This window comes from Uliginosibacterium sangjuense (assembly GCF_059132465.1).
Window position 1 is genome coordinate 2,820,128 of sequence record NZ_CP101132.1, and the last position, 24,157, is coordinate 2,844,284.

General features: G+C 65.7%; 25 protein-coding genes and 1 pseudogene. 8 read left to right on the forward strand and 18 right to left on the reverse strand.

All coding sequences use genetic code 11. The features are described 5' to 3' along the window. Positions 1 to 20 precede the first annotated feature (20 nt). The 6 genes from flgG to flgB form a co-directional block, all read right to left on the reverse strand. Complete coding sequence (flgG, locus tag NMB43_RS13070; protein WP_494348604.1) at positions 21 to 803, reverse strand: flagellar basal-body rod protein FlgG; 783 nt, start codon at positions 801 to 803, stop codon at positions 21 to 23. Positions 804 to 893: 90 nt separating this feature from the next. Next, positions 894 to 1,631, reverse strand: a complete 738-nt coding sequence (gene flgF / locus NMB43_RS13075; protein ID WP_494348605.1) for a flagellar basal-body rod protein FlgF — start codon at positions 1,629 to 1,631, stop codon at positions 894 to 896. A gap of 135 nt (positions 1,632 to 1,766) precedes the next feature. Beyond that, positions 1,767 to 3,005 (reverse strand): flagellar hook protein FlgE, encoded by a 1,239-nt coding sequence (gene flgE, locus NMB43_RS13080; RefSeq protein WP_494348606.1) that lies wholly within the window; start codon positions 3,003 to 3,005, stop codon positions 1,767 to 1,769. 14 nt (positions 3,006 to 3,019) lie between these two features. Next, the gene (locus tag NMB43_RS13085) at positions 3,020 to 3,709 is read right to left on the reverse strand and encodes a flagellar hook assembly protein FlgD (RefSeq protein ID WP_494348607.1); all 690 of its coding nucleotides are present in this window, start codon (positions 3,707 to 3,709) and stop codon (positions 3,020 to 3,022) included. Between the two features lie 40 nt (positions 3,710 to 3,749). Beyond that, positions 3,750 to 4,157, reverse strand: coding sequence for a flagellar basal body rod protein FlgC (flgC, locus tag NMB43_RS13090; protein ID WP_494348608.1), 408 nt, complete (start codon positions 4,155 to 4,157; stop codon positions 3,750 to 3,752). A gap of 13 nt (positions 4,158 to 4,170) precedes the next feature. Beyond that, the gene (gene flgB, locus NMB43_RS13095) at positions 4,171 to 4,572 is read right to left on the reverse strand and encodes a flagellar basal body rod protein FlgB (protein WP_494348609.1); all 402 of its coding nucleotides are present in this window, start codon (positions 4,570 to 4,572) and stop codon (positions 4,171 to 4,173) included. A 254-nt stretch (positions 4,573 to 4,826) separates the two neighbouring features. Between flgB and flgA the strand changes: the two genes are divergently transcribed. Further along, complete coding sequence (gene flgA, locus NMB43_RS13100; protein ID WP_494348610.1) at positions 4,827 to 5,519, forward strand: flagellar basal body P-ring formation chaperone FlgA; 693 nt, start codon at positions 4,827 to 4,829, stop codon at positions 5,517 to 5,519. 30 nt (positions 5,520 to 5,549) lie between these two features. On the opposite strand, the gene NMB43_RS13105 is transcribed toward flgA, so the two are convergent. Then, the gene (locus NMB43_RS13105) at positions 5,550 to 6,617 is read right to left on the reverse strand and encodes an asparaginase (RefSeq protein WP_494348611.1); all 1,068 of its coding nucleotides are present in this window, start codon (positions 6,615 to 6,617) and stop codon (positions 5,550 to 5,552) included. A 263-nt stretch (positions 6,618 to 6,880) separates the two neighbouring features. On the opposite strand from NMB43_RS13105, the gene flgM reads away from it, so the two are divergent. Both flgM and NMB43_RS13115 read left to right on the forward strand, forming a co-directional pair. Beyond that, positions 6,881 to 7,183: a flagellar biosynthesis anti-sigma factor FlgM gene (gene flgM, locus NMB43_RS13110; RefSeq protein ID WP_494348612.1), complete on the forward strand. Its 303-nt coding sequence runs from the start codon at positions 6,881 to 6,883 to the stop codon at positions 7,181 to 7,183. Further along, a complete protein-coding gene (locus tag NMB43_RS13115; protein WP_494348613.1) occupies positions 7,180 to 7,659 on the forward strand; it encodes a flagella synthesis protein FlgN in 480 nt (159 codons plus the stop codon). Before flgM ends, NMB43_RS13115 begins: the two co-directional genes overlap by 4 nt. A 25-nt stretch (positions 7,660 to 7,684) precedes the next feature. On the opposite strand, the gene motD is transcribed toward NMB43_RS13115, so the two are convergent. Next, positions 7,685 to 8,578 carry a flagellar motor protein MotD gene (motD, locus tag NMB43_RS13120; RefSeq protein WP_494348614.1) on the reverse strand — a complete coding sequence of 298 codons (894 nt, stop codon included), beginning with the start codon at positions 8,576 to 8,578 and terminating at the stop codon, positions 7,685 to 7,687. 137 nt (positions 8,579 to 8,715) lie between these two features. On the opposite strand from motD, the gene NMB43_RS13125 reads away from it, so the two are divergent. Then, positions 8,716 to 9,969, forward strand: a complete 1,254-nt coding sequence (locus NMB43_RS13125) for a methyl-accepting chemotaxis protein (protein ID WP_494348615.1) — start codon at positions 8,716 to 8,718, stop codon at positions 9,967 to 9,969. A gap of 5 nt (positions 9,970 to 9,974) precedes the next feature. On the opposite strand, the gene NMB43_RS13130 is transcribed toward NMB43_RS13125, so the two are convergent. Both NMB43_RS13130 and nadC read right to left on the reverse strand, forming a co-directional pair. Continuing rightward, positions 9,975 to 11,252, reverse strand: a complete 1,278-nt coding sequence (locus NMB43_RS13130) for an MgtC/SapB family protein (protein ID WP_494348616.1) — start codon at positions 11,250 to 11,252, stop codon at positions 9,975 to 9,977. 301 nt (positions 11,253 to 11,553) lie between these two features. Continuing rightward, the gene (gene nadC / locus NMB43_RS13135; RefSeq protein ID WP_494348617.1) at positions 11,554 to 12,402 is read right to left on the reverse strand and encodes a carboxylating nicotinate-nucleotide diphosphorylase; all 849 of its coding nucleotides are present in this window, start codon (positions 12,400 to 12,402) and stop codon (positions 11,554 to 11,556) included. A gap of 57 nt (positions 12,403 to 12,459) precedes the next feature. Between nadC and NMB43_RS13140 the strand changes: the two genes are divergently transcribed. Next, positions 12,460 to 13,932 carry an FMN-binding glutamate synthase family protein gene (locus NMB43_RS13140; protein ID WP_494348618.1) on the forward strand — a complete coding sequence of 491 codons (1,473 nt, stop codon included), beginning with the start codon at positions 12,460 to 12,462 and terminating at the stop codon, positions 13,930 to 13,932. Here NMB43_RS13140 and NMB43_RS13145 read toward each other — a convergent pair. Next, on the reverse strand, positions 13,914 to 14,798 hold the full coding sequence (locus NMB43_RS13145) for a DMT family transporter (RefSeq protein WP_494348619.1): 885 nt from the start codon (positions 14,796 to 14,798) through the stop codon (positions 13,914 to 13,916). The two genes, NMB43_RS13140 and NMB43_RS13145, sit on opposite strands and share 19 nt — an antisense overlap. Positions 14,799 to 14,991: 193 nt before the next feature. Here NMB43_RS13145 and NMB43_RS13150 point away from each other — a divergent pair, with 193 nt between their 5' ends. Further along, a complete protein-coding gene (locus NMB43_RS13150; protein ID WP_494348620.1) occupies positions 14,992 to 15,924 on the forward strand; it encodes a lactate/malate family dehydrogenase in 933 nt (310 codons plus the stop codon). Here the strand turns inward: NMB43_RS13150 and NMB43_RS13155 are convergent. The 3 genes and pseudogenes from NMB43_RS13155 to NMB43_RS13165 form a co-directional block, all read right to left on the reverse strand. Next, positions 15,925 to 17,313 (reverse strand): annotated as a pseudogene (locus NMB43_RS13155) (sigma-54-dependent transcriptional regulator). Further along, the gene (locus NMB43_RS13160; RefSeq protein WP_494348621.1) at positions 17,310 to 18,863 is read right to left on the reverse strand and encodes a sensor histidine kinase; all 1,554 of its coding nucleotides are present in this window, start codon (positions 18,861 to 18,863) and stop codon (positions 17,310 to 17,312) included. The pseudogene NMB43_RS13155 and the gene NMB43_RS13160 overlap by 4 nt, the downstream one beginning before the upstream one ends. Then, a complete protein-coding gene (locus tag NMB43_RS13165) occupies positions 18,860 to 19,123 on the reverse strand; it encodes a PP0621 family protein (protein ID WP_494348622.1) in 264 nt (87 codons plus the stop codon). Before NMB43_RS13165 ends, NMB43_RS13160 begins: the two co-directional genes overlap by 4 nt. A gap of 100 nt (positions 19,124 to 19,223) precedes the next feature. On the opposite strand from NMB43_RS13165, the gene mtnA reads away from it, so the two are divergent. Continuing rightward, positions 19,224 to 20,273: an S-methyl-5-thioribose-1-phosphate isomerase gene (mtnA, locus tag NMB43_RS13170; RefSeq protein WP_494348623.1), complete on the forward strand. Its 1,050-nt coding sequence runs from the start codon at positions 19,224 to 19,226 to the stop codon at positions 20,271 to 20,273. A gap of 4 nt (positions 20,274 to 20,277) precedes the next feature. Here the strand turns inward: mtnA and NMB43_RS13175 are convergent, their stop codons facing one another. Together NMB43_RS13175 and NMB43_RS13180 are read right to left on the reverse strand one after the other, a co-directional pair. After that, entirely contained in the window at positions 20,278 to 20,730 is a 453-nt protein-coding gene (locus tag NMB43_RS13175) for an LEA/WHy family protein (RefSeq protein WP_494348624.1), read from the reverse strand. Continuing rightward, the gene (locus NMB43_RS13180) at positions 20,723 to 21,607 is read right to left on the reverse strand and encodes an NAD(P)-dependent oxidoreductase (protein ID WP_494348625.1); all 885 of its coding nucleotides are present in this window, start codon (positions 21,605 to 21,607) and stop codon (positions 20,723 to 20,725) included. The genes NMB43_RS13175 and NMB43_RS13180 overlap by 8 nt, the downstream gene beginning before the upstream one ends. A gap of 37 nt (positions 21,608 to 21,644) precedes the next feature. Here NMB43_RS13180 and ybiB point away from each other — a divergent pair, with 37 nt between their 5' ends. Then, entirely contained in the window at positions 21,645 to 22,556 is a 912-nt protein-coding gene (gene ybiB, locus NMB43_RS13185; RefSeq protein ID WP_494348626.1) for a DNA-binding protein YbiB, read from the forward strand. 394 nt (positions 22,557 to 22,950) lie between these two features. Here ybiB and rnhA read toward each other — a convergent pair whose 3' ends face one another. Beyond that, the gene (rnhA, locus tag NMB43_RS13190; RefSeq protein ID WP_494348627.1) at positions 22,951 to 23,409 is read right to left on the reverse strand and encodes a ribonuclease HI; all 459 of its coding nucleotides are present in this window, start codon (positions 23,407 to 23,409) and stop codon (positions 22,951 to 22,953) included. Beyond that, the gene (locus NMB43_RS13195) at positions 23,409 to 24,143 is read right to left on the reverse strand and encodes a class I SAM-dependent methyltransferase (RefSeq protein WP_494348628.1); all 735 of its coding nucleotides are present in this window, start codon (positions 24,141 to 24,143) and stop codon (positions 23,409 to 23,411) included. The genes rnhA and NMB43_RS13195 overlap by 1 nt, the downstream gene beginning before the upstream one ends. Positions 24,144 to 24,157 lie beyond the last annotated feature (14 nt).

Consider the following 24,157-nt stretch of genomic DNA (forward strand, 5'->3'; position numbering starts at 1 on the left):
GGCTCCCTATCCCGTGGTCATTACAGTTGCGCCAGGCGGCCCAGCATCGAATCTGCTGTCTGCACCACGCGCGAGTTGAATTCATAGGCACGCTGGGTCTGGATCAGTTGCACCAGTTCCTCGGCCACGTTGACGTTGGCCGTCTCGACGTAGAGCTGGTTCAGCACGCCGACGCCGTTGGTGCCCGGTGTGCTGGGCGTGGGCGTGCCGCTGGAGGCGGTCTCCAGGAAGAGGTTTTCCCCCATGGCCTGCAGACCCGCCGGATTGACGAAGGCGGCGATCTGGATGCTGCCGATCTGCGCCGGATTGGCCGAACCAGGCTGGGTCACGCTGACCGTGCCGTCCTTGCCGATAGTGACGCTCAGCGCATCGGCCGGGATGGTGATGGCCGGCTGCAGCGGGTAACCGCTGGCGGTGACCATCTGCCCCTGGGAATCCTTCTGGAAGGAGCCATCACGCGTGTAGGCGGTGGTGCCGTCGGGCAGCAGGACCTGGAAGAAGCCCTCGCCCTGGATCGCCACGTCCAGCGCATTGCCGGTCTGCTGCAGGTTGCCCTGGGTGAAGTTCTTGACCGTCGCGACCGGACGCACGCCGGCGCCGAGTTGCAGGCCAGAGGGAATCTGCGTCTGCTGCGAGGACTGCGCGCCAGGCTGGCGGATGGTCTGGTACAGCAGGTCCTCGAACACCGCGTGCGAGCGCTTGTAGCCATTCGTGCTGACGTTGGCCAGGTTGTTCGAGATCACGTCCAACTGCATTTGCTGGGCGTCAAGGCCGGTGCGGGCTACCCAAAGTGCGCGGATCATTTCAGTTTCCTCCTGCCGGTCCAGCCTAAGCCGTCGTCGTCCCGGGCATGCTTCGATAAGCGGGCACTTGCCCCGCCTGTCCCATGTTCATCAGGCCGCGGCCACCAGCTTGGTGGAAGCGCGGTCGTTCTCCTGCGCGTTCTGCAGGACCTTGGTGTGCATCTCGAAGTGGCGCGCGACCGAGATCATGCTGACCATCTGCTCGACCACATTCACATTGCTCGCTTCGAGGTAGCCCCCGGCCACGCGCACGTTCTCGTCCTGCGCCGCCGGGGTGCCGCCACGCACGCGGAACAGGCCGTCGTCGCCGCGCTGCATGTTCTCAGCCGGCGGATTCACGAGTTTGAGGCGACCGATCTGCGACGAGGTGTTGCGCGCACCGGATACCGGGGTGGCGGTGATGGTGCCGTCGGCCGCGATCTCCAGGCTGTTGTCGGGCGGGATCGAGATCGGCCCGGAATCCCCGATCACCTCCAGTCCACCCATGGTGCGCAGGGTGCCGTTGGCATCGACCACGAAGTTGCCGGCGCGCGTATAGGCCTCGCCGGCGGGCGTCTGCACCGCAAACCAGCCATTCCCCTGCACCGCCACGTCGAGCGAGCGCCCGGTGTGCTGCAGCGGCCCTTGCGACAAGTCGCTGCGCACGCTGGCATCCACCACGAAGGCGCGTGAAGGCAGCGCTTCCGACTGCACCTGCACAGCGCGGAAGCGGTTCATCTCGGCCTTGAAGCCGCTGGTGGACGCGTTGGCCAGGTTGTTGGCGACAGCCGTCTGCTGGCTCATCGCCGCCTTGGCGCCACTCATTGCGATGTAGATCAGACGGTCCATGGTGATCGGTCCCGGAGTTGGAGGGTCAAGGGAGCACAGCCATCACGACTCTGCCCGCCCTGCCATTACAGAACTTTTCACTGCGGAGTGATGCGCGGAACACATCGCGTTTTCCTCCTCACTCCTCAGGCCTCATCAGCGCAGGTTCACCAGGGTCTGCATCACCTGATCCTGGGTGCGGATCGACTGCGCGTTGGCCTGGTAGTTACGCTGCTGGGTGATCATGTTGACCAGCTCGGCGGTGAGGTCGACGTTCGATTCCTCGATGGCGCCGGCTTGCAGTGCGCCGAGGTTGCCGGCATTCGGTGCACCGATCAGGGGCTGGCCCGAGGCCGGGGACTCGGCCCAGAAGTTGCCGCCCAGCGACAACAGGCCGCCCGGGCTGGCAAAGTTGGCCAGCACGATCTGCCCCAGGTTGCGCGACTGGCCGTTGCTGTAACGGCCTTGCACGATCCCGTCCTGGCTGATGGTGATGCCGGACAGGCGGCCCGATGCGTAGCCATCCTGCACCTGGCGGTTCACCCCGAAGGAGCTGCCGTACTGGGTGGAGCCGGTGAGGTCCAGCGGTGTGGTGAAGTCGAGCGCGCCGCCGAAGGCCGCGTTGTTGAAGTCCACCGTCACCGTGAGCGGCATGCCGGTGGTCATCGCCCCGCTGGTGTTGAACGACAGCGTGGTGGCAGCCGAAGTCGTGCCGCCATCGGTCTGGGTGTACATGTCCCAGTCGCCCGGCGTGGCTGCCTTGCGGAAGAACATCGTCATGATGTGCGAGTTGCCCAGGCTGTCGTACACCGTGACCGAAGTCGAGGAGTTGTAGGTGGACGGGTCGGCCGGGTTGAACGCAGCGGTCGGCGCGGTCTGGCGCGAATCGAGGTTGAGGCCGATCTGGATGCCGGTGGCGCCCGGGCTGGCGCCGGTCTGCACCGGCTGCAGGTCGGCCGTGTCGATCTGGATCTCGGTCGGCGAGGCGTTCAGGATCGCGCCGGTGGCATCGGCCGGATAGCCCGTCAGACGGTAGTTGGACGAGTTGACGATGTAGCCGTCCTTGTCCACGTCGAACTGACCGTTGCGGGTGTAGCCGATGACGCCGTCCTTGGTCATGCGGAAGAAACCGGAGCCGTTGATCGCCACGTCCAGCGGGTTGTTGGTGGGCGTGATGTTGCCCTGCGAAAACAACTGGCTGACCTGGCTCACGGCGGTACCGATACCGACCTGCACACCGGCCGCGGCCCCGTTGAGGGCCGCCGCATAGACATCCTGGAACTGGGTGCCGGACAGCTTGAAACCCGCGTTGTTGGCGTTCGCCACGTTGTTGCTGATGACGTCCAGCGCCTTGGAGGCAGCGTTCAGACCAGAAAGACCTTGTTGGAATGCCATGATGCTGCTCCTGCTCAGAGAATGCGCTTGATGTCGGACAGCGACATCTGCCCGAACCTGCCAATTTCGATGCTGACACCGTCGGTGCCATTGACCACGCTGGCGACGGTCGCCATCTCCAGCGAAGAAACCTCAACCTTCTTGCCCGCCAGTTCGGCCGTGACCTTGATCGTGTACTTGCCGTCCGCAAGCTGCGTGCCGTCCGACAGCTCGCCACCCCAGATGAAGGTGTTGGAGCCCTTGTCCATGGCGCCCAGATCGACCTTGTCGACCTCCTTGCCGGTGCTGTCGTAGAAGCTCACATACACATGGTCCGCGTCGCCCTTCAGATCCACGCCACCCAGCGACAGACCTTCCTGCAACTGCAACTGGTTACCATCGACCAGCACCTGGCGACCGACCAGGGCAGCAGCCTGGTAGGCCTCGCCCGTCTTGTAGCTGCTCATCATCGAGGCGATGGTCTGGTTCAGGCGCTCGATGCCATCCACCGTGCTGATCTGCGCGAGCTGCGAAGTGGTCTCCGCGTTGTCCATCGGATTGAGCGGATCCTGGTTCTGCAACTGCGTCGTCAACAGCTTGAGGAACTTGGACTGCTGGTCTTCGGCAGACGAAACATCCTTGGTGCTGGACGAACTGGAGCTGCTGCCCAGCGAGGACAGAATCTGCTGCGAGTACGCAGAACTGTTGTTGACGGCGGTTGTCATGGTTGCGGTCCTTCTAGGTCAGTCGCGGGCCTTGCCTGCCTTATGCCTGGCCGATGGCGAGCGTGCGCTGCAACAGCGTGCGCGCAGTGCTCATCACCTCGGCATTGGTCTGGTAGGCCCGCGAAGCGGAAATCATGTTCACCATCTCCTCCACCACATCCACGTTGGGCATGCTGACGTAGCCTTCGGCATTGGCGGCCGGATTCGAGGGGTCGTAGACCGTGCGCAGCGGCGCCGCGGACTCGACCACCTGATTCACCTGCACGCCCTGCGAGTAGGGCCCGCCCATGGGCGTGGCGGAGAACACCACCTGCTTGGCACGGTAGGGCTTGCCATCGGCCCCCGCCACGCTCTCGGCATTGGCCAGGTTGCTGGCCGTGGTATTGAGCCGGACCGACTGCGCATGCAGGGCCGAACTCGAAATGTTGAACACGTTGAAGAGGCTCATCGCGCGCTCCCGCTTACTGGCCCGTCACCGCTTGCTGCATGGTGCGCAGCAGGCCGTTGATGAAGCTCAGGCTGGCTTCGTAGTACACGGCGTTCTGCGAGATGGCCGCACGCTCCGTGTCCATGTTGACGGTGTTGCCGTCCACGCTGGACTGTTCTTCGGTGCGGTACTGCAGATGCGGGGCCAAGGCCATGCCCTGGGCCGGAATATGGCCCGAGGTGGTGGTGGACAGCGCCAGCGGCTGACCCACGCGGCCATTGAGCGCCCCCTTCAGGGCACTGCCGAAATCGAGATCACGCGCCTTGTAATGCGGGGTGTCGGCGTTGGCGATGTTGGATGCCAGCAGGGCTTGACGCTGGGCCCTCAGGCCGAGCGCGGCCTGATGGAAGTCCAGGTTTGGATCGAGTCTGTTCATATCGTCCTCTCTCACTGCGTCGTTCATGCTCACCTCTGCCGGCTCCCAACCAGCGCGGAGCCTTCACGAGGTGCTTTGCAGCTTCTGTGCCAGCATCGTATCTGCCGTCACCACGAGGCTTTCGGTCGAAAAAGCGGCAAAACGACGTGCATACCCGGCAGCAGCGGCAGGCCCGCTCGGCAATGTTTGCCGCCCCGGCCGGCAAGCGGCCACGCATAATGGGCGCCGTCCGGCCCCCTCACTGCCCCCTTGCCATGCCCCTGTTCCGCCTTGCCCTGCTACTCGCCACCCTGCTCACCTGGCCCGCCGTGGGAGCTGCGCAGACAGCGGTCGAACGCGTCGCCGCGGCCGTGGAGCGCTACCTGGCCGCGCAGCCGCAGCGCCCGGGCGACACGGTGCGCATCGAGGTGGGCCGCATCCTCGATTCGCCGCGCCTGGCGGCCTGCACAGACTGGACGGCCTCTCTCCCACGCAGTCAGCGCGCCTGGGGGCGGGTCAGCGTGGCGGTCAATTGCAGCGCCGGCGCCAAGGCCGCGCTGTACGTGCCGGCCACGGTCGAGGTCCACGGTCCTTACGTGGTGGTCGCGCGCACGGTCGCGGGGGGGGAAGCGCTGACCGAGACGGATATGCGCCGCGAAGAAGGTGAAGTCAGCAGCCTGGCGACCGACGTGCTACGAGATCCGGCCGAAGCGCTGGGCCTGGTTGCCCGCCAGACCCTGGTGAGCAACCAGCCGCTGCGGGCCAGCCAGTTGCGCGGGGTGCTGGCGGTAACGGCCGGGCAGACCGTCAAGCTGGTGGCCCAGGGAGAGGGGTTCGCGGTGAGCTATGAAGGACAGGCACTGAACACCGCCAGCGTGGGCCAGGCGGTCCGGGTGCGCGTGGCCGGCGGCCGCATCGTCAGTGGCAAGGCACGCAGCGAAGGCGTGGTCCAGCTCGACGCCGATTAGTGCGCCGCCCGGGCGGGCGGGCGAGCCGGCTCAGCCAGCGCTCAGCTCGCCCGCCAGCGAGCGCTGCAGGGCCTGTTCGATTTCCTGTCGCGGTAGTTGCTGGGCCACCAGGAAGACCAGCTTGGCCAGCGCCGTCTCGGCCGTCATGTCTCCGCCGCTGACCGCCCCCGCGCCACGCAGGCCGGCACCCGTCTGGTATTGCCCCAGGCGGACCCCGCCCCCGCGCGTCTGCGTCACGACGACCGTCACCACGCCCGCTTCGTGCGCCTGGGCCAGTTCCTGCAACAACTCTTCCGAGTCCGGTGCATTGCCGCTGCCATAGGCCGCCAGCACCAGGCCGCGCACCGCCGGCCGGGTGTGCTGGAGCACCGTGCGCAAGAGGCCAGCGGAGAGCCCTGGAAAAAGGTTCAGCGCGATGACCGAGGCCTCGCGCAAGCCGACCTCGATCTGCCGCAGACGCTCGTGCGCCACCGCACGCACGGTGGCATCCGACAAGGCCAGCCAGACTGGCGGCATGGGCAGGGCCGCCGCCGCGTCGAGCAGCAGGCGGCCGTCCTGCCACACGCCCAGCGCGGGGTAGTCGGGTGAAGCGAAAGCGGCGTCGCTCGATGCATGGACCTTGATCGCCCGGTTGCCACGCAACACCTGCCCGCCGAAGGCCACGCACACTTCCGGCAGGTCCATTTGCGCCGCATGCATGGCCAGGCGCAAGTTGGCCGGCGCATCCGAATCCGCCGCCGCCAGCGGGCGCTGCGCACCGCTCAGCACCACCGGCTTGTCCAGCCCGAGCAGTAGGAAGGACAAGGCCGCCGCGCTCCAGGCCAGGGTGTCGGTGCCATGCAGGATCACGAAGGCGTCGTAATCCAGGTAGGCGTCGATGATGTGCTGGGCCAGGCGCACCCAGTGCGCCGGCTGCATGCTGGCGCTGTCCAGCGGCACCTCGAAACCGTCGAGCTGCCAGTCCAGCTCGGCCGGCCACTGCGGCACCGCACGCTGGCGCAGCAACTGCTCGAATTCACCCAGAGACATTGGCCGCAAGGGCTCGCCCGCGCAACCCACCGTCCCCCCGGCATAGATGATCAGGACTCGTTTGTTCACCGCATTCCGCTCCGCGAAGGCTTGCCCCGATCATACCGCCGACCACCACCATTCATCGCCGCGAGCGCGCGCCCGGCTCAAGACTGACGCCCCAGGGCCGAAATCCAACTTGCGGAACCAGGATTATTCGCCCACGTCAATAGCGGGAAACGGAGAAAAATGCGCTAAAGTTCGGCCATATCAATCCGTTATCCCGTGTGAGGCAACGGGTTGAAGGCATCCCGTGGCCAGATTTGAAAGCTGTTAAGAAGAAGGGAAACGCCGTGAAAATCGATAACACCATCAAGCCGACCAGTTCGGTTCCGAGCGAGAACAAGACGCGTCAGGTGCGAACCGACGCGGCTACCGGCTCGCAGACCGAAAAGGTGCAACTGTCCTCGCTGTCGAACCGCTTGCAGCAGATCGAGCAAGTGATCGGCCAGACGCCGGTCGTCGACGGCAGCAAGGTCGCCGAGATCAAGAACGCCATCTCCGAAGGCCGCTTCTCCGTCAATCCGGAGAAGGTCGCCGATGGCCTGATCGACAGCGTGCGCCAGATGCTGTCCGCTCAACCGCGTAGCGCGTGACGACGACGCCGGACCGCGCCATCCAGCGCCAGCAACTGCTCCAGTTGCTCGTCACCGAGACGGCGCAGCTCGAGCAGTTTGTGTCTTTGCTGGGCGAAGAGAGGCAGGTCCTGGACGTCCGCAACGTCGAACCCTTGTTTGCCCTGGCGGAGCGCAAGGGGCAAATCGCCGCCAAGCTGAAGCAATTCGCCGATGCCCGCAGCGCCCTGCTGGCCCAGGCCGGCTTGGCCAATGCGCGCGACGGCATCCTTACCCTGATCGGCAAGGCCGACCATCCCGACTGGCTGCGCTATCTGGAACTCGCCCAGCAGGCCCGCGATCTGAACCGCGACAACGGCCAGATGGTGACCGAGATGCTACGCAACAACCACCAGGCGCTCGCCGTCCTGCTGGCCCATTCCGACCAGCCCACGGTCTACGGCCGCGACGGCCAGACCCGTACCCGCCCCGGCTCGCGTTCGCTCGGCAGCGTCTGACGCCGCCGTTTCATGATCCCCTGAATCAAGGTTGGGCAGGCACCGGAGGTGTCGCCGGCGGTGTCACGCCGGTCTGGTCGGCATCCCTGGGCACGCCCAGCGCACCATCCGCCTTGTTGCCACGCCCGAAACCATCGGGCGCGGCCGGCGCCCCACTCTCTGCCTCCGGCTCCGGCATCATGGATTCGATCAGGATGGTGACGCGCCGGTTGCGCGCCCGCCCCTCCGGCGTCAGGTTGTCCGCCACCGGACGCTGATCACCGTAGCCAGCAGCAGTCAGGCGATACGGTCCCACCCTGTTCTCGACGAACAGACGTACGACCGACGAGGCCCGCACGGCCGACAGCTCCCAGTTCGATGGAAAGTTGGGCGTGCTGATCGGCAGATTGTCGGTGTGCCCTTCGATCGTGATCGGAAACTCCCCCTCGGCCACGACCTGGGCCACTGCACGCAGGGCACGTGCCGCCTCCGGCCCCAGCAAGGCCTCACCCGGTGCGAACAGCACACTGGCATTGATCTCGACGGAGATGCCATGCGCCCCTTCGCTCACCCGCACCTGGCCACCACTGACCAGGGGCGCCAGCACGCGGCGGATCTCTTCGGCCATGCTGCGCATCTTGTTGCGATGCTCGGCGCGCGCCGCCTCCACCTTGGGGTCGGCCTGCGGCTTGGCGATCGCCATCGTGATCGGTGCGCCGGCGGTGCTGGGCGGCGCCACGATGGTGGCCCCCTCCACATTCACATTGCTGCGAAAAGCACTGACCAGGGAATCGGACAGGACGCGGTACTTGCCTTCATTGACCGAGCTGATGGCGTACATCACGACGAAGAAGGCGAACAAGAGGGTGATGAAATCCGCATAGGACACGAGCCAGCGCTCGTGATTCTCGTGTTCTTCGTGATGCTGCTTGCGCGCCATGCGCTGCTCCCTTTCTGGCCTGTCTTCGGGTTAACGGCTGGGCGCCTGGAGGCTTGAGATGACCCGCCTCCAGCTCAAGCGAATCCCGACCAATGCCGTAAACAGCGCCATCCCGTCACCACCCCCGAGGTCGTGCCATGCCGTTTCATCTGCTCGACACCCTGCGCAATCAACTGCTGCTCGTCTGCGGACTGGGCACGACCTGCGTCATTAGCTCCGCCGCCTACGGCCTTAGCCAGCAATGGACCGCCGCGCGCAAGCTGGCCGAGCAGGCCGGCGCAGCCAGCGGCAGCACCAGTGCCCTGCTCGCCGACGCCCAGGGAGCCCTGTGGACCACCGTCGCGTTGATGGCACTGGCCAGCGTCTTCGCCTTCGCCGCCTTCCTGTGGTTGCTGCACCGCCAGCTCGCCCGACCCGCAGCCGAACTGGCTGAAGACTTGCGCCACCTGGCTGGCGGCGATTTCAGCCAGCCGATCCACAGCTTTCACAGCAGCGAATTCCGCCTCGTGGCCGCCTCGGCCGAGACCATCCGGCGCGATCTGGGGGCCTTGATCGGGCAGATCCGCGACGGCGCCGTCACGCTCAAACAGGGTGTGGACGTCATGGCGAACGAGGCAAGCAAGGTCTCGGATTCGAGCTCCGCACAGTCCTCTGCGGCCTCCGCCACGGCCGGTTCGATGGAGCAACTGACTTTGTCCATGCAAGCCATCACCGAGAATGCGGAGAATGCGAACCGTCTCTCGCACGACAGCCTGGACCAGTCGCGCGAGGTCCACGACAAGCTGGAGGAAGTGAAGCAGGTCATCGACGAGACCGCACAAGTCATCCAGCGCGTGGCGACAGCCTCGCGCGAGTCGGTCGCCAGCATGCAGCGCATCAGTTCGATGACGCGCCAGGTGCGCGAGATCGCCGACCAGACCAACCTCCTCGCCCTCAACGCGGCGATCGAGGCCGCCCGTGCCGGCGAGGCCGGACGGGGCTTCGCGGTGGTCGCCGACGAGGTGCGCAAGCTGGCGGAGAAGTCCGGCCAGTCGGCCGCCGAGATCGACGCGATCACCGCCACGCTCAACGCCCAGGCACTGGACCTGGAGCGCGCGGTGACACACGGCATGAGCACCATCGCAAGCAGTCGCAGCGGCATGGACGAGACGGTCATTGCGCTCGGGGGCGCCAACCAGGCAGTCGCCCACGCCACCGACGAGCTGGACCAGATCGCTGTGGCCGTGCGCGAGCAAAACCGTTCCAATGGTGAGATCGCACGCAACATCGAACGCATCGCCCAGATGGTGGAGGCCAATAACAACGCCATCACGGCGATGAGCCTCTCGGCCGAAAAGCTGCTGGCCTTCTCCAATCACATGAACGGTCTGGTCAGCGCGTTCCGCCTGTAAGGTGCTCAGCCCTGCACGGCAAACACCACGCCACCGACAAGCAGCAACGCGCCGGTCGCGGCGGTCACGATGCGCCGCAGGTTACGTCCGCCCAATGCGATGAGCATGCCCCACTTGCACAGCGTGTTGGCCGCAATGGCGATCAGGATCGCGCCGACCGCGATGCCCGCATCCCCGCTGCGTGCGTATTCCGCCATCGACAAGGTGACGGCATCCACGTCGGTCAGGCCTGCCAGTGCGGCCACCACGTACTCACCCTGCCCCGGCAGATAGTGCCCGACCAGCTTGACGATCAGCAGCACGACCGCAAACACCAGCCCGAAGCTGATGGCCGACAACAGGCTGAAGGGATTCTTCAGCGGCACGCCCGCATGCGTCGCGTCGGCACTCCGCGCGGTTTGGCCACGCCAGTACAAGCCACCCGCCAACACCAGGCAGGCAAGCCCTGCGGCCAGCACCGGCGGCCACAAGGCTGGCCACAGGGCACGATTGACGATCAGCACCGCCACCAGCACGCGTACGAACATCACCCCCCAAGCCAGCATCACCCCACAGGCCAGCATCATGGCCACCGGCAGTTGGTCGCCCAAGCGACTCTGACGCGCAAAGCTCAAGGTCACGGCGGTGGAAGAGACAAGGCCGCCAGTCAGGCCGGTCAGCGCAGCGCCGCGCCCTTCCCCCAGTAGCCGGGTGCCAACATAGCCGATCAGGGACAGGGCTGCGATCAACAGCACCAGCCACCACAAGCGATAGGGATTGATCGCTTGCCACGGGTCGATCGCCCGGTCCGGCAACAGCGGCAGCACGATGAAGGTGGCCACCAGCAGGCGCAGGCCGGCAAAGACATCGTCCCAGCCGAGACGGACGACGAGACTGTGTAGCGGCTGCTTGTAGGCCAGCACGGCCGCCAGCGCCACCCCCAGGCCCGCCGCCAGCATCCGCTCGCCCGCCACGCACAGGGCACCGAGCAGGAAGACGCACAAGGCAGCCATCTCGGTTGTCATGCCCGGGGTGTCCACAGAACTGCGTGTATCCAGCCAATAGCCGGCGGCAAGCAAGGTGACGGCCGCCAGAAGCGCTGCTGGCAACATCCAGGACAGGGAGGCATGGCTCACCGCAAGAAAGCTCGCCAAGGCGCCAAACAGGGCCAACAGCATGAAGGTGCGCAGGCCCACGCCGCGCGGATCGGTCGCCTCGCGTTTGCGCTTCTCACGCTCGATGCCGACCAGCGCACCGATCATCAGGGCGGTCAGGAAATCAAGCCAGGTGGAGGACTCCAGCATGTCGGCCCATCACATGAAGGTCTGCTGGGAGTAGTTGCGGCAGGTAGGGAGAGAAAGTTGAGCGCCACGCCGGGCACATCCCCCGGCGCGCTGTCATGACGACTTACAGATACAGAACGGCAGGAAATACCGTAACGGCCAGCACATAGATCAACCATTCCAGGTTGTGCCTAGCCAGAAACCCCGTGAAATGGAGGATCAGCACGGTAATGGAAACGATGTAATACAAGGCAAACAGCATGACCCTGGGACTCCCCGGCAGCCGCTGTCCCAAACGGATGCCGACATGATTTATTGGTTTTTATTCTTCGATATGGCGCAGTGAAAAATCAACCGCCTGCACATCCTTGGTCAGGCTGCCGATCGAAATACGATCGACCCCCGCTTCCGCGATTTCGCGTACGCGATCCAGCGACACGCCGCCCGAAGCCTCCAGTTCGGCACGGCCGGCGGTGATCCTCACCGCCTCGCGCATCTCCCCCACCGTCATGTTGTCGAGCAGGATCATGCGCGCGCCGCAGGATAGCGCCTCTTCGAGCTCTTGCAAGGTCTCGACCTCGATCTCGATGAACACGTTGGATGGCGCGATCTCCTGCGCCCTCAGCAAAGCCTGACGCACCCCGCCGGCGGCGATGATGTGGTTTTCCTTGATCAGCACGCCGTCGTAGAGGCCGATCCGGTGGTTCAACCCGCCCCCCGACTGCACTGCGTACTTCTGCGCCAGGCGCAGGCCCGGCAGGGTCTTGCGGGTATCGACGATGCGCGCCTTGGTGCCGGTCACCGCGTCAACGAAGCGGCGTACCGTGGTCGCTGTGCCCGACAGCAACTGCAGGAAGTTCAGCGCAGTGCGCTCGGCCGTCAGCAAGGCGCGCGCACCGGCAAAGACGTCGCACAGCACCTGGCCGCTACGGATGCGTTCACCATCCTTGGCATGCCAGACCACGGTGCACTCCGGGTCCAGCGCGGTGAACGCGGCCTCGAACCAGGCGGCCCCGCACAGCACGGCATCCTGCCGGGTCAGTACGCGGCCCTGGGCCATCGCATCAGCGGCGATCAGTTGCGCGGTCAGATCGCCGGTGCCGACGTCCTCGGCAAGGGCGCAGGCGACTTCACGCTGGATTTCGACTCGGAGTTGCTGGCTCAGTGGCATGACGCCCTCGTGTGATGTATTGCACAATCTTACACCGACCACCACGACTGGATGCCCATGCATACCCTCCTGAGCATCAGCCTGGGCACCTTGCTGGCGTTCGCACTGCTCGCTGCAGTTGCGTACTGGTACATCAAGGATATCACCCAGCAGAAGCACACCATTCTCCGGAATTACCCGGTGATCGGGCATCTGCGCTACTTCTTCGAAAGCCTGGGGGAGTACTTCCGGCAGTACTTTTTCCTCGGCGACCGCGAGGAGATGCCCTTCAACCGCGCCACCCGGGCCTGGGTCTATCGTCTGGCCAAGCAGGAAGGCGGCATCGTCGGTTTCGGTTCCACCTACAACATCCACGAGGCGGGCGCGCTGATCTTCGTAAACGCCCCCTTTCCGGTGCTGGAAGAGGAACGCTGCGCGACCCCGCCCCTGATGATCGGCGAGGGGCATTGCGCCAAGCCCTTCCTGGCCCGCTCCATCGTCAACATCAGTGGCATGAGCTACGGCGCGATCTCGCGTCCGGCGGTACGCGCGCTGTCGCAAGGCGCGGCGAGCGCGGGATGCTGGATGGATACCGGCGAAGGCGGCCTCTCGCCCTGGCACCTGGAGGGCGGCAGCGACCTGATCGTGCAGATCGGCACCGCCAAGTACGGGGTACGCGACGAGCAGGGACGCCTGTCGCCGGACAAACTCCGCGAGCTGGCCGCGCATGAGGCGGTACGCGCCTTCGAGGTCAAGCTGTCGCAGGGCGCCAAACCCGGCAAGGGCGGCGTGCTGCCAGGCGGCAAGGTCACCGAGGAGATCGCGCGCATCCGGGGCATTCCGGCCGGTCAGGATTCGATCAGCCCCAACCGCCACCTCGACATTGCGAACACCAACGAGTTGCTGGACTTCGTGATGCGCGTGCGCGATCTCACGGGCAAGCCGGTGGGCATCAAGACTGCCGTAGGCGGCTGGCATTTCGCGCATGAGCTGTGCGAGGCCGTCCTGCGTCGCGGGCTGGACAGCGCCCCGGACTTCATCGTCATCGACGGCGGCGAGGGCGGCACCGGCGCGGCACCGCAAGCGCTGGCAGACCATGTCGCGCTGTCAATCGACGAGGCGCTGCCACGTGTGGCCGACACGCTCTTCGCGGCTGGGCTCAAGCCGCGCATCCGCCTGGTTGCCTCGGGCAAGATCGTGACCTCGGCGCGCGCCGCCTGGGCTCTTGCCTGCGGAGCCGACTTCGTCAACACCGCACGCGGCTTCATGTTCGCGCTGGGCTGCATCCAGGCCCTGCGCTGCCACACCAACACCTGCCCGACCGGCATCACGACGCACGACGCTCGGCTGCAACGCGGCCTGGTGGTCGAGGACAAAGCCACCCGGGTGGCGAACTACTGCACGGCCATGAACAAGGAGATCGACATGATCGCGCACGCCTGCGGCCTGCATCAGGCGCGCGAGTTCCGCCGCGAGCATGTGCGCATCGTGCAGCCGGGAGGCCGTTCGGAGGCCTTGTCCAGTCTCTATCCCTACCCTGCGCGACGCTGAAGCGCCACCGCGACGCCCGAAGCTGCAATGATGGCCATGCCCAGCAAGCTCACCGGGTCGGGCAACTGGGCAAAGACCACCCAGCCGAGGATGCCGGCCCACAGGAGTTGCAGATAGGTCACCGGTGCCAGCAGCGACGCGGGCGCGTCGCGATAGGCCATGGTGAACAGCAGATGCCCCAGCCCGCCCGCCACCCCGGTACCGATGATCAGCAGGATGTCGAACCAACCAGGCGCGGGCATATCAAGGAAGAATGGGGTCGCCAGTCCGAAGCACACCGTGCCGGCCAGTGCGGAGTAAAACAGCATGGTGAAGGCCTTCTCGCTACCCGCGAGCAGGCGCGACAGCATCTGGTAGGCCGCATTGCTGCATGCGGCAAAGAACACCAGCAAAGCGCCCAGGGCATCCAACTGACCACCGGGCCTCACCACCAGAAGCACCCCGATGAAGCCGGCCGCCACTGCCACCCAGCGCAGCGCGCCGACGCGCTCGCCCAGCACCGGCCCAGCCAGCACGGCCACCAGCAAGGGCGCGATGAACATGATCGAAGTGGCCTCGGCCAACGGCAGGCGTGCCAAGCCGAAGGTCATGAACAGTGTCAGCAGCACGAGACAGAAGGCACGCACCGTCACCAGGCCCGGACGCTGGGTGCGCAACGAGTAGTCGCGCGGCCGCGCGGCCAGCACCGCCAGCATCAGCGACAGGTGCACCAGGTAGCGCGCGAAGGCCAGCACCGGCACCGGGTAGCGCGCCACCAGGTACTTGAAACAGGCGTCCAGGCAGGCGAAGAGGAACAGGGCGAGCGCCAGCCAGAGCACCCCGCGCATGGGATGCTGGACGTGCAGCGCGGTGGGGGATGAGGACATGCGGAACCGTCTGGACGACAAGCAAAATGCATATTACCAAGCCGGTGCCGCCACCTCGCGCTTATTTTGAGCGCGCCGGAACAGACATGACCCAGGCCAAGCCAGGGCCACTTGCCGAGGCTACACTGGCGACTGGCTACCCGCCACCTTCTCCATTTCACAGCGCTTCACGAGAGCGCGAGAGGATTGCAACATGAAAGTTTCCGTCATCGGCATGGGTGCGGTCGGCACCGAGATCGTCGGCTTCCTGGTCAACATGTCCGAGGTGTCCGAGATCGTCGCCGTCGACAAGGCCGCCGACAAGGCGCTGGCCGAGATCAATGACTTCTCCCACGCCACCGCCTTCACCTACGCCAAGAATCCGCTGTTGATCGCTGGCGACTACGCCCAGACGGCGGGCAGCGACATCGTGGTGATCACCGCTGGCGCGCAGCTCAAGCTTGGTGAGTCGCGCGACGACCTAGTGCGCATCAACAGCGGCATCGTGCGCACCATCATCGCCGAGGTGGAGCAGTACTCGCCCGAGGCCATCGTCATCATGGTCACCAATCCTGTTGATGTGATGACCCAGGTGGCGCTGGCCGCCTCGGACTACCCGCGCACGCGCTTGATCTCGGCCGGCACCATCATCGACTCGGCGCGCTTCCTGCGCATCCTCGGCGACCATGTGCGCATCGACCCGAAGAACATCTTCGGCTACCTGCTGGGCGACCACGGCTCCACCGGCTTCATCCCGTGGAGCATCTGCAATGTGTGCGGATTGGATATCGATCGCTATTGCGCGCTCAACGGCCTGCCACCGGTCGACAAGAATCTGGTGCGTCAACAAGTGCTGGACGCCGGATTCGAAATCTTCCAGCGCAAGGGCAACACCAACCACGGCATCGCAGCCAGCGTATTCCGCCTGATCCGTGCCATCGAGGCCAATGAGCATTCGGTGCTGCCGGTCGGCGTGCTGCTCGACGGCGAGTACGGCGTCCGTGATCTGGTCATGAGCGTGCCCTGCGTCATCGCCCGCACCGGCGTGCAGCGCATCCTCAACTACCAGTTCAGCGACAGCGAGCAGGCCGGCTTCCGCGCTTCCGAGCAGCACCTGCGCGAGCTGGCTCGGCAGGCCGGCTTGTAACTACTGCTCGTCGGCGCGCTCGCCCTTCATGCCCAGCCGCTCCATGCGATAGCGCAGGGAGCGGAAGGTCACACCCAGGACGCGCGCGGCCGCCGTGCGGTTGCCATGCGTCTTGCCCAGCGCCTCGTTGATGGCCTGGCGCTCCACGTGATCCAGATAGTCCTGCAGGGATCCCCCGGGGGGCGCGCTGGTGCTGTCGGCGGCCTCCTCGGCCGGATCGAGGCGCAGGTCAGCCACGTCGACACGGTCACTCATCGACAAGGCCATGGCACGCTCCAGGATGTTCTCCAGCTCGCGCACGTTGCCGGGGAAGGCATAGGCCTGCAAGGCGGCCAGCGCCGCCGGCGTGAGCGTCGGCTTGAGGCTGCCGCTCTCGGTGGCCAGCCGAGCCAGTATGGTGTCGGCGAGCAGCGGAATGTCCTCGCGCCGCTCGCGCAAGGCCGGCATGTGCAGCTCGATCACGTTGAGGCGGTAGAACAAGTCCTGGCGGAAGCGCCCCTGCTCCACCTGCTCGCGCAGGTTGCGGTGGGTGGCGGAAATGATGCGCACGTCCACGGGCTGCTCCTGCGTCTCGCCGATGCGCCGCACGCGGCGCTCCTGGATCACGCGCAGCAGCTTGACCTGCATGGCCAGCGGCAGGTCCGCCACCTCATCGAGGAACAGGGTGCCGCCATGCGCGGCGTGGAAGAAGCCGTCGCGGTCCGTCTCTGCTCCGGTGAACGCGCCCTTGCGGTAGCCGAAGAACTCGCTCTCCATCAGGTTCTCGGGGATGGCCCCGCAGTTCACCGCCACGAAGGGCTTGTCGCCGCGCGAACCGAGGGCATGGATCAGGCGCGCGGCGCGCTCCTTGCCGCTACCCGACTCGCCCGAGATGTAGACCGGTGCCTGGCTGCGCGCCAGGCGCTCCACCATGCCACGCACCTGCGCCATGGCCGGCGACTCGCCGGTGAACTGAGAGGGAGCGGCGTGCCGATCCTGCCCCTGGTGCTCGTCGCCCTCCACATCCAACGCCGACTTGATCAGCGCACGCTACTGCTCCAGCGTCACTGGCTTGGAGAGGTAGTCGAAGGCGCCGGCTTTCAACGCGGCCACGGCATTGTCCATGCTGCCGTGCGCGGTGATCACCGCCACCGGCAGGTCGGCGCAATGCGCCGCGATGTGCGCCACCACCTCCAGCCCATCACCATCCGGCAGGCGCATGTCGGTCAGGCATAGCCGGTAGCGCTTGGTGCCCAGCAGCGCACGCGCCTCGCTCACGCTGCCGGCGGTGTCGGCCCCCAGGCCCATGCGCATCAGCGACAGCTCGATCAGCTCGCGGATGTCCGCCTCGTCATCGACGACCAGTACATCCGCACCACGCGCAGCGCGACGCTCGCTGACGTTACTCATCCAGCTCTCCTTATGCTCAGGTGAAACTCGGCGCCGATCGAGCTGGGCACCAGTTCGAGCCGGGCGCCATTGGCGTCGGCCAGCTCGCTGGCGATGTACAAGCCCAACCCGGTCCCCTTCGGCTCCGAAGTGTAAAAAGGTTCAAAGACCTTGGCCCGGTCTTCCTCCGGAATCCCCGGCCCGTCATCCGCTACGCTCAACACGAGCCGGTCATCATCGAGCGGGCGCACGCCCAGCCTCACGGCCGCCGGAGCACCGCTGCAGTAGCGCAAGGCATTGCCCAGCAGGTTGGCAAGTATCTGGTGCAGGTGCACGCGGTCGAACATGACCACCCCCCCTTCCTCCACCGTCACCCGCACGCAGGAGGCGGCCGCCGGCGTGTGCAGGCTCCACTCCTCGATGAAGGTGTGGAGGTAGGCTGCCAGGTCGAGGCGCTCGCGGGTGAGGCGGTCGCGCCGGCCCAACTCCATCACGTCGCGCACCATGCGGTCGATGCGCGCCGCGTTGTCGCGCACGATGCGGATCAGGCGCTGCAGCATCTCGGTCCGCTTCTCCTCGCCCATCAGCTCCGCTGCCTGCGTCACCGCCGCCAGCGGATTGCGGATCTCATGCGCGATATTGGCGGTCAGTCGTCCCAGCGCGGCCAGCTTGATCTGCTGAGCCTGGGACTGCAGGCGGTCAAGGTCTTCCAGGAACAGGATCTGGTCGCGCTCGACCCCCACGCTCACCTGGCGCATCCGCAACTGGCGGCCGCTGTGCTCGGCGACCAGGGGTTCCTCGCCCGACGCACCTTCGCTCAGGATGCAGCGCGACAAGTTCACCGAAGCACTGCTGATGTGTTCGCCACGCGCCAGCAGCGAACCGAGCAACTCGACCGCGCGCGGATTGAACTGCCGCACCATGCCGAACTCGTCCACCACCACCACCCCGTCCTGCATGTCTTCGATGACGCGTGCATTGACACGGATCTGCCGCTCCAGGTCCAGACCGCGCTGGCGCGCCAGCGCCTCGTTGTGCAGAGCACGCATGGCCAGCAGGCGCGCCACCATCGCCACGGCGAAGAAACCCACACAGGTGATGCCGGTGCCGGAGAGTGCTGCGCTCGGCGCCTCGCCCGTCAGGATGCGCAGGAACTGCTCGACCAGCACCGCGATGGTGGCCATCGAGGCAAAACCGAACACCATGCGCCCTTCGCTGACCAGGGCAGCCCCCGCGATGCTGGTCATCATCAGGTAGGGAATGCCGCTGCGCTGACCACCCGCCAGATACATGAACACGGTCAGCACCAGGATGTCGACCGCCACCTGGCAGGCCAGCCACACCCCTTGCGGACGCGCACTGTCGGCGGGCCACAGGGCGAAGATGAGGGCGAGCCCCCAGTAGGTCGAGGCGAGCAGGTAGTAAAGCGCCGGATTCGCCGCATCGAAGCCGAAGGGCGCACCGAAGATTGCGAACAGGCTCGCTACGACGATGCGATACAGGTTGAAGTAACGCAGCGAGACCGTCCGCGCCGACTCCTCGGGGATGAGCGGCGTAGCCGTCTCCATCATGGCGTATCGTCTCGTGGTCCCAGGCGGGCATGCTCGGGGCCGCAGTAGAAAACCCCCGTCGCATTGATGCCTTCGCTCTCCGGCACCAGCACGCCACAGTGGGCGCAAGCCCGCATGCGCTCCGCTTCGCCGCGTGGCGGCGGGGTGTGCCCAGGCACCTTGTGTTCGCCGCCCGGCGCCTGTCGGTCGCCCCTGGACAGCGAGCGGCGTACCCACCAGATTCCCACCAGCAGCAGGACGAACAGCAGAAGATTGCGCATGACCAAGGCAATGTAATTCGCGGCGCTGCAGTGTAGCGCGCAGGGTCACGGCCTGTCACACTGCGCGCTGCCGCCAACCACGGTTTCCGCACACAGCCACATGCAGTTCGACACCCTCCGCCGTGACGGCAATGCCGTCATGATCATCGATCAGACCGCCCTCCCCCTGCAACGCCGCATCGTCGCGCTGCGCAATCTTGACGACGCCGCCAGCGCCATCCGAGGCATGCTGGTGCGTGGCGCTCCGCTGATTGGCGCCACCGCCGCCTATGGCGTGGCCCTCGCGATGCGTGAGGATGCCTCCGACACGCATCTTGCCCATGCACTCAAGACCCTGGCCGCGACACGGCCGACTGCGGTCAATCTGCACTGGGCGCTGGACCGGATGAAGCATGTGCTGAGCGACCATCCGGACAACGTGCGGCGGCTGCTCGCCTGGAGCGAGGCCGATGCGATCCGCAAGGAAGACATCGAGGCCAACCGCCAGATCGGCGAGCATGGCCTCACCGCGTTGCGCCGCCATCGCAAGGAAGGACGCCCGCTCGAACTGCTGACCCATTGCAATGCCGGCGCACTGGCCACCTGCGGCTGGGGTACCGCCTTGGCCCCGATCTACCTGGCCCACCAGCAAGGCATCGAGGTACACGTGTGGGTCAGCGAGACCCGCCCGCGCAACCAGGGCTTGCTGACCGCCTGGGAACTGGAACAGGTCGGCGTGCCCTACACCCTGATCTCCGACAACGCGGCCGGCCTCTTGCTGGCGCGCGGCCATGTTGACGCCTTGATCGTCGGCGCCGACCGCATCGCCGCCAACGGCGACACCGCCAACAAGATCGGCACCTCGCTCAAAGCGCTCGCAGCCAAGGCCGCGCAGGTGCCGTTTTACGTCGCCGCCCCGTGGTCAACAATTGACCTCGCCTGCCCCAATGGCGCTGCCATCCCAATCGAAGAGCGCGATACGGCCGAGCAACTCAGCATCACCGGCTTGCTGCACGGCGACGAAGTGGTGAACGTAGACCTCACCGACCGCAATACGCCGGTATGGAACCCGGGCTTCGACGTCACGCCCGCCGCGCTGATCGCCGGCATCATCACCGAGCGTGGTCTGCTCCCCGTAGGCGGCCTGCGCAGCGGCGTGGCGGCACGCTGAACAACTACTTCAAGGACCCCAGCGGCAAGCCCATGCGACCATCGCGCGAGAACGGGATGCGTCCGTAGTCACGTGTCATGGCATCTCCCTTGAGGCGGTAGTCGAACTTGCCATCCCCTTCGGCGATCTTGGGCAGCAGACCAAACAACTCCATGGTCTGCAGACTGGCTTCCACCTCCACCATGCCTTCGCTCAGGGGCGGAATCACCACCGCCTGATTGCCCACGCCCTGGGCCAACAAGCGGTCGGCGACCTCCAGGCGGAAGACCAGACCGTCAAGCGCCAGCTCACGTGAGTTGGGATTGCCCACCCGCAGGCGCAGGCGCAACCGCTGCTCGGTGAGCGTCACCTTGCCCAGGCTGACCTCCGACACGCTCACCTGCGGTGCCTGCATGCCCGACAGACTGGCGCAGCCTGCCAGCACGACCAGTACGGCCGCCAGCAGCAGGCTACGCATCGCCCGCGCCCTCGCTCATGCGCTCCAGCAAGGCGATGATCGACACCGTGTCCTGCTCGCCCTCCCCGCCGCCGACCAGCGCGTTGAGCATCTGCGCAGTGATCGCCGAGGTCGGCGTCACGACGCCCAGGCGATGGGCCTCTTCCAGCACGATGCGCAGGTCCTTGCGATGCATCCAGGCCTTGAACCCTGGCTTGAACTGCCGGTCCAGCATGCGCTGCCCGTGATTCTCCAGCACTTTGCTGTAGGCAAAACCACCCAGCATGGCCTCGCGCACCTTGGCCGGATCCACCCCCGAAGCACGCGCAAAGTTGAGCGCTTCGGCCACCATCAGCACGCCGACGCCAGTCAGGATCTGATTGCAGGCCTTGGTCACCTGCCCCGCACCGGACTCCCCGACCAGGGTCACCGTCTTGCCCATGCAGCGGAACACCGGCAAGGCCATTTCGTAGGCCTGCGCCTCGCCGCCGACCATGATGGTCAGGCCGCCATTGATGGCGCCTACCTCGCCTCCTGAGACCGGCGCGTCAAGCATGCGCACGCCCTGGCTCGCCAATCTGGTGGCAATCTCGCGCGCAGCGCTGGGCGCGATGGTACTCATGTCGATATAGACCAGGCCGGGACGTGCGCCCTTCGCCACACCCTGCTCGCCCAACGCGACTTCGGCCACGTCCGGCGCATCTGCCACCATGCTGATCACGATATCGCTCGCCGCGGCCACTTCCGCCGCGCTGCCACAGCCCGTGGCGCCCGCCGCCACCAAGGGCTGCATGGACTCGGCGCGACGTGCCCAAACGTTGAGCGCATATCCACCCTTGAGGATATTGAGCGCCATCGGCCGCCCCATGATGCCCAGCCCGATGAATCCGATTTTCATTGCCGACCTCCGCGTCTGTCGCGCGATAATCCCGCGCATGAACTACGCACCGATCATCAAGGAAATCGGTCGCGGCGCCAAGGGCGCACGCGACCTCACGCGCGAGCAAGCTACCCAACTGTTCGGAGAAATCCTCGACGGCCAGGTCCCTGAGATGGAGCTGGGCGCCATCCTCCTGTCATTGCGCATCAAGGGCGAGACGGCGGAAGAGATGGCGGGCTTCATGGCCGCCATGCATGCACGTACCGCACACGTGACGGTACCAGCCGGCCCACGCTGCGTGCTGCTGCCCACTTACAACGGCGCACGCAAGCAAGCCAACCTGATGCCACTGGTCGCCATGCTGCTGGCGCGCGAAGGCATCCCGGTCCTGATCCAGGGACGCCATGATTTCGAGTCACGCGTGAGCCCCTTTGAATTACTGGCCGCCCTGGGCATCGAGTGCGCCCCCGACACCCAGGGCGCGGAACTTCAGCTCGCCGAACGCAAGCTGGCCTGCCTGCCCCTGGAACGCCTGTGCCCGGGACTGGACCGCCTGCTGGCCCTGCGCCCGCGCCTGGGGGTACGCAACAGCGGCCATACCCTGGCCAAGCTGCTGGACCCCTGCCCCGGCCGCAGCGTGCGCGTGGTGGCCGTCACCCACCCCCCTTACCTGGATTCGATGCAGGCGCTCCTGCTCATGGAAAATGGCTGCGCGCTGCTGATGCGCGGCACCGAAGGCGAGGCGTATGCCGCGCCACGCCGCCGGCCGCGCCTGCTGGGCTTGCACGCAGGGCACGCCGAAGTGCTGTTCGAGCAGGCGCCGGGGGACGTGGAAGACAGCGGAGCGGGATGCCCGATCCCGGAGAATGTGGCCGTGATTCAGGCCATGCTGGACGGCCGCCAGAGCATCCCGCAACCCATCCAGGACCAAGTGGAGGCGCTGCGCAGGCTCGCCACAAGCCCCTGATTCTTCAGGACAAGCTCAGGGGGTCGCCCGCCCCTTGGCGAAACGTGGACGAAAAAAACGCAGCCCGGTTAGGAGCTGCGCCAAGTCCACACCAAAGGAGGAGGGTGGAGGAGACAATCTTGGACTGGGTTTCGGAAAAACTCACAAAGCTCAGTCACTACGGTTTGAATTATGCCGGCCCGGCTTGTGCGACGCAAGAAAAAACTTCAAATTCGGGGACAATTGTTTCTATCCACGAATAAGCATTCCTTATTCATACAAAACAACATATAAGTCTTTGTTTTTGTTATATCAGAATGCGCGAGCCATGAAACTCTTCACGCCTCCGCCATGTAGGCGGAATACCTTGAGCATAGCGCCCAAGCATTAAATGCCGCAGCGCAACACAAACACCTCAGGCACGTGCGACAACCGGATCTGCACGTAAATCGGCTATCCCGCGTCGCGCCAGGGCGTCGGCACGTTCGTTCTGCGGGTGGCCGGCGTGCCCCTTGACCCACAGCCATTGCACCTGATGCGCCTCCACCAGCTCATCGAGCCGCCGCCACAAGTCTTCGTTCTTGACCGGCTGACGGTCGGCCGTCTTCCAGCCCCGCGCCTTCCAGCCGCGTATCCATTCGGATATGCCTTTCTGCACGTACTGGCTGTCGGTATAGACCTTGGCCACGACGGGTCGCTTGAGGGCCTCGAAGGCACGGATCACGGCCAGCAGTTCCATCCGGTTGTTGGTGGTCGACGGCTCGCCCCCCCACAACTCCTTCTCATGCTCTCCCGCACACAGGATCGCGCCCCAGCCACCGGGGCCCGGGTTTCCGCTGCAGGCACCGTCGGTGTAAATCTCGACTGCTTCCATTACTTGTTCCGTGATTGATTCAGATAGGAGTCCCGGTGCGCCACCGGCACCATGGCTTTCTTGCGCTGCAGGCTAGCCCGCCAGTTGGGGGCAATCAGGCGCATCCCGGCGACCCGTTTGACGCCATGCAATAAGTAAGCACCGCCACCAAAGGGCCACAGGCGTTCGCCCATCGAGTCCATGAAAGACCAGCGCTTGAGCCACGCCTCGGAAGCCACGGGCGGAGCATAGCAACCGAAACGGCTGGTACGCGCCTCGAAACCCAGCAGGGACAGCCAGTCGCGCAGTCGGCGCCCCGATAGATACTGCCCCTTCCATGGCAAGGCCCCCAGGTTGCCGGCCAGCGAACGCCGCAAGCCCCAGGTGCTGTAGGGGTTGAAACCGGCGATGATCACGCTGCCTTCGGGCATCAGCACGCGCTCGACTTCGCGCAAGACCTGGTGCGGGTCGGCGCAGAACTCCAGCACATGGGGCAGGACGACGAGGTCCAGGCTCTGCGAAGCGAAAGGCAGTTCTTCACTGCAGCCCAGGACACTGACCGCACCGCTGCCGCCCAGGCGGAACTTGAAGGGAATGCGGTTGTTGCGCAGATAGTCATGCGCCGGAACGCCGATCTGCAGGGCATGGAAACCGAACAGATCGGCCACCAGACGATCGCTCTGCTGCAGTTCCCAGGCCAACAAGTAGCGCCCGCGCGGGCTGTCCATCCAGGAATCCAGGCTTTCGATTGACATGCTGCTTCACCGGC

Bases quoted from the DNA above. Each gene is read 5' to 3' on its own strand.
- motD (WP_494348614.1), bottom strand. From the start codon at position 8,578: ATGGCGCGCAAGCAGCATCACGAAGAACACGAGAATCACGAGCGCTGG.
- NMB43_RS13160 (WP_494348621.1), bottom strand. From the start codon at position 18,863: ATGATGGAGACGGCTACGCCGCTCATCCCCGAGGAGTCGGCGCGGACG.
- NMB43_RS13130 (WP_494348616.1), bottom strand. From the start codon at position 11,252: ATGCTGGAGTCCTCCACCTGGCTTGATTTCCTGACCGCCCTGATGATC.
- NMB43_RS13175 (WP_494348624.1), bottom strand. From the start codon at position 20,730: ATGCGTAGCCTGCTGCTGGCGGCCGTACTGGTCGTGCTGGCAGGCTGC.
- NMB43_RS13145 (WP_494348619.1), bottom strand. From the start codon at position 14,798: ATGTCCTCATCCCCCACCGCGCTGCACGTCCAGCATCCCATGCGCGGG.
- NMB43_RS13195 (WP_494348628.1), bottom strand. From the start codon at position 24,143: ATGTCAATCGAAAGCCTGGATTCCTGGATGGACAGCCCGCGCGGGCGC.
- ybiB (WP_494348626.1), top strand. From the start codon at position 21,645: ATGAACTACGCACCGATCATCAAGGAAATCGGTCGCGGCGCCAAGGGC.
- flgE (WP_494348606.1), bottom strand. From the start codon at position 3,005: ATGGCATTCCAACAAGGTCTTTCTGGTCTGAACGCTGCCTCCAAGGCG.
- NMB43_RS13085 (WP_494348607.1), bottom strand. From the start codon at position 3,709: ATGACAACCGCCGTCAACAACAGTTCTGCGTACTCGCAGCAGATTCTG.
- NMB43_RS13165 (WP_494348622.1), bottom strand. From the start codon at position 19,123: ATGCGCAATCTTCTGCTGTTCGTCCTGCTGCTGGTGGGAATCTGGTGG.
- rnhA (WP_494348627.1), bottom strand. From the start codon at position 23,409: ATGGAAGCAGTCGAGATTTACACCGACGGTGCCTGCAGCGGAAACCCG.
- NMB43_RS13180 (WP_494348625.1), bottom strand. From the start codon at position 21,607: ATGAAAATCGGATTCATCGGGCTGGGCATCATGGGGCGGCCGATGGCG.
- flgF (WP_494348605.1), bottom strand. From the start codon at position 1,631: ATGGACCGTCTGATCTACATCGCAATGAGTGGCGCCAAGGCGGCGATG.
- flgC (WP_494348608.1), bottom strand. From the start codon at position 4,157: ATGAGCCTCTTCAACGTGTTCAACATTTCGAGTTCGGCCCTGCATGCG.
- flgA (WP_494348610.1), top strand. From the start codon at position 4,827: ATGCCCCTGTTCCGCCTTGCCCTGCTACTCGCCACCCTGCTCACCTGG.
- flgG (WP_494348604.1), bottom strand. From the start codon at position 803: ATGATCCGCGCACTTTGGGTAGCCCGCACCGGCCTTGACGCCCAGCAA.
- NMB43_RS13125 (WP_494348615.1), top strand. From the start codon at position 8,716: ATGCCGTTTCATCTGCTCGACACCCTGCGCAATCAACTGCTGCTCGTC.
- NMB43_RS13150 (WP_494348620.1), top strand. From the start codon at position 14,992: ATGAAAGTTTCCGTCATCGGCATGGGTGCGGTCGGCACCGAGATCGTC.
- nadC (WP_494348617.1), bottom strand. From the start codon at position 12,402: ATGCCACTGAGCCAGCAACTCCGAGTCGAAATCCAGCGTGAAGTCGCC.
- mtnA (WP_494348623.1), top strand. From the start codon at position 19,224: ATGCAGTTCGACACCCTCCGCCGTGACGGCAATGCCGTCATGATCATC.
- flgB (WP_494348609.1), bottom strand. From the start codon at position 4,572: ATGAACAGACTCGATCCAAACCTGGACTTCCATCAGGCCGCGCTCGGC.
- NMB43_RS13140 (WP_494348618.1), top strand. From the start codon at position 12,460: ATGCATACCCTCCTGAGCATCAGCCTGGGCACCTTGCTGGCGTTCGCA.